This is a genomic window from Luteimonas sp. BLCC-B24 (assembly GCF_028550595.1).
Classification (GTDB): Bacteria; Pseudomonadota; Gammaproteobacteria; order Xanthomonadales; family Xanthomonadaceae; genus Luteimonas.
Genome location: NZ_JAQQGN010000015.1, coordinates 1 through 5570, shown reverse-complemented (window position 1 = coordinate 5570; position 5570 = coordinate 1). Strand labels below are relative to the sequence as shown.

The window sequence follows — 5570 nt, the reverse complement described above, 5'->3', positions numbered from 1 at the left end:
GCGCCGATGCATTTCGCTTCGAAAACGGCGGTATCTGCATGCATGCGCGACCGCATCCCATGTCCCCGTCCAGCCGACGGCGCCCGAACATTCGCTCGCCTCTGGCGCCGGCGTCGACAATGCCGTGGTGCGCACGCCGTCTCGCCGCCCGGTATCGAAAATGCCGATTCACCGCCCGCGCTCGCGGATTAACTCGCGCCGGATTCGGATTCGATATCGACAGGCGCGCAATCACCCGCCGATTTTGTTCGTGCAAAAAGAAACCCCCGCCATGGGCGGGGGTTTCGGGGTAAAGACCCTGGCGATGACCTACTCTCGCATGCTAGATGCACACTACCATCGGCGCATGTACGTTTCACTTCCGAGTTCGGAATGGGATCGGGTGGTTCCATACAGCTATAGTCACCAGGGAGAGGGTGGAGGGTCGCCGATCGGTCCGGATTTCGACGCAGTGCTGCGATCGAAAGAGGGACTGACAGCGCTCACGCTCTCAGAGGTTGGGAAGTAGCGAACATTTGGGACACTCGACGTGTCGTTGGCCAAGGATGCTTCGAGCGAAGCCACTTGAGGTTATATGGTCAAGCCGCACGGATCATTAGTACTGGTTAGCTCAACACATTGCTGTGCTTACACACCCAGCCTATCAACCACCTGGTCTTGATGGTTCCTTCAGGGGAGTCAAGCTCCCGGGAGATCTCATCTTGAGGCGCGCTTCCCGCTTAGATGCTTTCAGCGGTTATCGCTTCCGAACATAGCTACCCGGCAGTGCCACTGGCGTGACAACCGGAACACCAGAGGTTCGTCCACTCCGGTCCTCTCGTACTAGGAGCAGCCCCTCTCAAATCTCCAACGCCCATGGCAGATAGGGACCGAACTGTCTCACGACGTTCTGAACCCAGCTCGCGTACCACTTTAAATGGCGAACAGCCATACCCTTGGGACCGACTACAGCCCCAGGATGTGATGAGCCGACATCGAGGTGCCAAACACCGCCGTCGATATGAACTCTTGGGCGGTATCAGCCTGTTATCCCCGGAGTACCTTTTATCCGTTGAGCGATGGCCCTTCCATACAGAACCACCGGATCACTAAGTCCTACTTTCGTACCTGCTTGATCCGTCGATCTCGCAGTCAAGCACGCTTATGCCTTTGCACACAGTGCGCGATGTCCGACCGCGCTGAGCGTACCTTCGAGCTCCTCCGTTACTCTTTGGGAGGAGACCGCCCCAGTCAAACTACCCACCATACATGGTCCCCGATCCGGATAACGGACCTAGGTTAGAACGTCAAGCACGACAGGGTGGTATTTCAAGGTTGGCTCCACCCCAGCTGGCGCCAGGGTTTCAAAGCCTCCCACCTATCCTACACAGACGAACTCAACGTTCAATGTAAAGCTATAGTAAAGGTTCACGGGGTCTTTCCGTCTTGCCACGGGAACGCTGCATCTTCACAGCGATTTCAATTTCACTGAGTCTCGGGTGGAGACAGCGCCGCCATCGTTACGCCATTCGTGCAGGTCGGAACTTACCCGACAAGGAATTTCGCTACCTTAGGACCGTTATAGTTACGGCCGCCGTTTACCGGGGCTTCGATCAAGAGCTTCGCCTTGCGGCTGACCCCATCAATTAACCTTCCGGCACCGGGCAGGCGTCAGACCCTATACGTCCACTTTCGTGTTTGCAGAGTCCTGTGTTTTTGATAAACAGTCGCAGCGGCCTGGTCACTGCGGCCCCCGATCGCTATAGCCCGCATGGGCCACGATCAAGGGCGCACCTTCTCCCGAAGTTACGGTGCTATGTTGCCTAGTTCCTTCACCCGAGTTCTCTCAAGCGCCTTAGAATTCTCTTCCTACCCACCTGTGTCGGTTTACGGTACGGTCTGCATAAGCTGAAGCTTAGGGGCTTTTCCTGGAAGCGTGGTATCAGTCACTTCGCTCTAAAGAGCTCGTCTCGGTGCTCGGAGTTAAAGGGTCCCGGATTTGCCTAAGACCCACTCCTACCGCCTTTCTCCAGGACAACCAACGCCTGGTAGACCTAACCTTCTCCGTCCCCCCATCGCACTTATGCGAGGTGCTGGAATATTAACCAGCTTCCCATCGACTACGCATTTCTGCCTCGCCTTAGGGGCCGACTCACCCTGCGTCGATTAACGTTGCGCAAGGAAACCTTGGGCTTTCGGCGTGGAGGCTTTTCACCCCCATTATCGTTACTCATGTCAGCATTCGCACTTCCGATACCTCCAGCGGACTTCTCAATCCACCTTCGACGGCTTACGGAACGCTCCTCTACCGCGCACAACGAAGTTGTGCACCCCAAGCTTCGGTTTATCACTTAGCCCCGTTAAATCTTCCGCGCAGACCGACTCGACCAGTGAGCTATTACGCTTTCTTTAAAGGGTGGCTGCTTCTAAGCCAACCTCCTGGCTGTCTGTGCCTTTCCACATCGTTTCCCACTTAGTGATAATTTGGGACCTTAGCTGTGGGTCTGGGTTGTTTCCCTTTTCACGACGGACGTTAGCACCCGCCGTGTGTCTCCCATGCAGTCTGTCTTGGTATTCGGAGTTTGCAATGGTTTGGTAAGTCGCAATGACCCCCTAGCCATAACAGTGCTCTACCCCCAAGAAGATTCACATGAGGCGCTACCTAAATAGCTTTCGAGGAGAACCAGCTATCTCCGGGTTCGATTAGCTTTTCACTCCTAATCACACCTCATCCCCTACCTTTGCAACGGGAGTGGGTTCGGGCCTCCAGTTGATGTTACTCAACCTTCACCCTGGGCATGACTAGATCACCCGGTTTCGGGTCTATTGCCCGCGACTATGCGCCCTTATCAGACTCGGTTTCCCTTCGCCTCCCCTATACGGTTAAGCTTGCCACGAACAATAAGTCGCTGACCCATTATACAAAAGGTACGCAGTCACTCCGAAGAGCTCCTACTGCTTGTACGCACACGGTTTCAGGGTCTATTTCACTCCCCTCTCCGGGGTTCTTTTCGCCTTTCCCTCACGGTACTGGTTCACTATCGGTCGGTCAGGAGTATTTAGCCTTGGAGGATGGTCCCCCCATGTTCAGACAGGGTTTCTCGTGCCCCGCCCTACTCATTTTTCATCGATATGGCCCTTTCGCATACAGGGCTGTCACCTTCTATGGCCGGTCTTTCCAGGACCGTTTTGCTAGAACCAAATCGACTTTTGGGCTGTTCCCCGTTCGCTCGTCACTACTCAGGGAATCTCGGTTGATTTCTTTTCCTACGGTTACTTAGATATTTCAGTTCACCGCGTTCGCCTCGTACAGCTATGTATTCACTGCACGATACCCGCAAGCGGGTGGGTTTCCCCATTCGGACATTACCGGATCAAAGCTTGTTGCCAGCTCCCCGATACTTTTCGCAGGCTACCACGTCCTTCATCGCCTCTGACCGCCAAGGCATCCACCGTGTGCGCTTATTCGCTTGACCATATAACCCCAAGTCGCCTCGGGGTCATACTCGGCCGGTGGGTACAAAGCACCGACGCAAATATAACGACTCAATATTAGGGACTCGAGGTCCCCGCCTTAGCCTCACGACACGTTTGAGTTCTTGTCTCAGACGCTCGCTACTTCCCTATTTTTCAAAGAACCGGTGTCGGGCCACAATGCCCGGCACCATTCAAATCTGATGTGTGCGCAGCGATCGGTACAACCAAGAATGGTGGAGCCTGTCGGGATCGAACCGACGACCCCCTGCTTGCAAAGCAGGTGCTCTCCCAGCTGAGCTAAGGCCCCAAGTGGTGGGTCTGGGAGGACTCGAACCACCGGCCTCACCCTTATCAGGGGTGCGCTCTAACCACCTGAGCTACAGACCCAGTCTTGCTTGATTACCAATCGTGCAGGTTACTTATGAGGACGCCTGGACAAGCGATGTTGTCTTGTCTCTAAAGGAGGTGATCCAGCCGCACCTTCCGATACGGCTACCTTGTTACGACTTCACCCCAGTCATCGGCCACACCGTGGCAAGCGCCCTCCTTGCGGTTAGGCTACCTGCTTCTGGTGCAACAAACTCCCATGGTGTGACGGGCGGTGTGTACAAGGCCCGGGAACGTATTCACCGCAGCAATGCTGATCTGCGATTACTAGCGATTCCGACTTCACGGAGTCGAGTTGCAGACTCCGATCCGGACTGAGAGAAGGTTTCTGGGATTGGCTTGCCCTCGCGGGTTTGCAGCCCTCTGTCCTTCCCATTGTAGTACGTGTGTAGCCCTGGCCGTAAGGGCCATGATGACTTGACGTCATCCCCACCTTCCTCCGGTTTGTCACCGGCGGTCTCCTTAGAGTTCCCACCATTACGTGCTGGCAACTAAGGACAAGGGTTGCGCTCGTTGCGGGACTTAACCCAACATCTCACGACACGAGCTGACGACAGCCATGCAGCACCTGTGTCACGGTTCCCGAAGGCACCAATCCATCTCTGGAAAGTTCCGTGCATGTCAAGGCCAGGTAAGGTTCTTCGCGTTGCATCGAATTAAACCACATACTCCACCGCTTGTGCGGGCCCCCGTCAATTCCTTTGAGTTTCAGTCTTGCGACCGTACTCCCCAGGCGGCGAACTTAACGCGTTAGCTTCGATACTGAGTTCCTAATTGAACCCAACATCCAGTTCGCATCGTTTAGGGCGTGGACTACCAGGGTATCTAATCCTGTTTGCTCCCCACGCTTTCGTGCCTCAGTGTCAGTGCTGGTCCAGGTAGTCGCCTTCGCCACGGATGTTCCTCCCGATCTCTACGCATTTCACTGCTACACCGGGAATTCCACTACCCTCTACCGCACTCTAGCCTGCCAGTATCCAATGCAATTCCCAGGTTGAGCCCAGGGCTTTCACATCAGACTTAACAAACCACCTACGCACGCTTTACGCCCAGTAATTCCGAGTAACGCTTGCACCCTTCGTATTACCGCGGCTGCTGGCACGAAGTTAGCCGGTGCTTATTCTTTGGGTACCGTCAGAACAATCGGGTATTAACCGACTGCTTTTCTTTCCCAACAAAAGGGCTTTACAACCCGAAGGCCTTCTTCACCCACGCGGCATGGCTGGATCAGGCTTGCGCCCATTGTCCAATATTCCCCACTGCTGCCTCCCGTAGGAGTCTGGACCGTGTCTCAGTTCCAGTGTGGCTGATCATCCTCTCAGACCAGCTACGGATCGTCGCCTTGGTGGGCCTTTACCCCGCCAACTAGCTAATCCGACATCGGCTCATCTATCTGCGCCAGGCCCGAAGGTCCCCGGCTTTCACCCGTAGGTCGTATGCGGTATTAGCGTAAGTTTCCCTACGTTATCCCCCACAAATAGGCAGATTCCGATGTATTCCTCACCCGTCCGCCACTCGCCACCCAAGGAGCAAGCTCCTCTGTGCTGCCGTTCGACTTGCATGTGTTAGGCCTGCCGCCAGCGTTCACTCTGAGCCAGGATCAAACTCTTCACTTAAAATTTTCGACATCACACAAGGTGACATCTAATGCTTCGAGTGCAGTCGTCTTTTCCAGAAACTCGAACTACTCGCCAGCATTTGCATGCTGTTGAATCTTTCTTGGTTCT

2 tRNA genes and 3 rRNA genes are annotated in these 5570 nt (G+C 54.9%); all 5 read right to left on the bottom strand.

The annotated features are described in order from the left end of the window. Positions 1-296 precede the first annotated feature (296 nt). Positions 297-410, bottom strand: a 5S ribosomal RNA gene (gene rrf / locus PQS31_RS16985). Positions 411-574: 164 nt separating this feature from the next. Continuing rightward, positions 575-3455, bottom strand: a 23S ribosomal RNA gene (locus PQS31_RS16980). 232 nt (positions 3456-3687) lie between these two features. After that, positions 3688-3763 (bottom strand) — tRNA-Ala (locus PQS31_RS16975). Between the two features lie 3 nt (positions 3764-3766). Further along, a tRNA-Ile gene (locus tag PQS31_RS16970) sits at positions 3767-3843 on the bottom strand. Between the two features lie 71 nt (positions 3844-3914). Next, positions 3915-5459 (bottom strand): 16S ribosomal RNA (locus PQS31_RS16965). Together the 16S, 23S and 5S rRNA genes with 2 tRNA genes alongside form the textbook arrangement of a ribosomal RNA operon. Between the last annotated feature and the right edge of the window lie 111 nt (positions 5460-5570).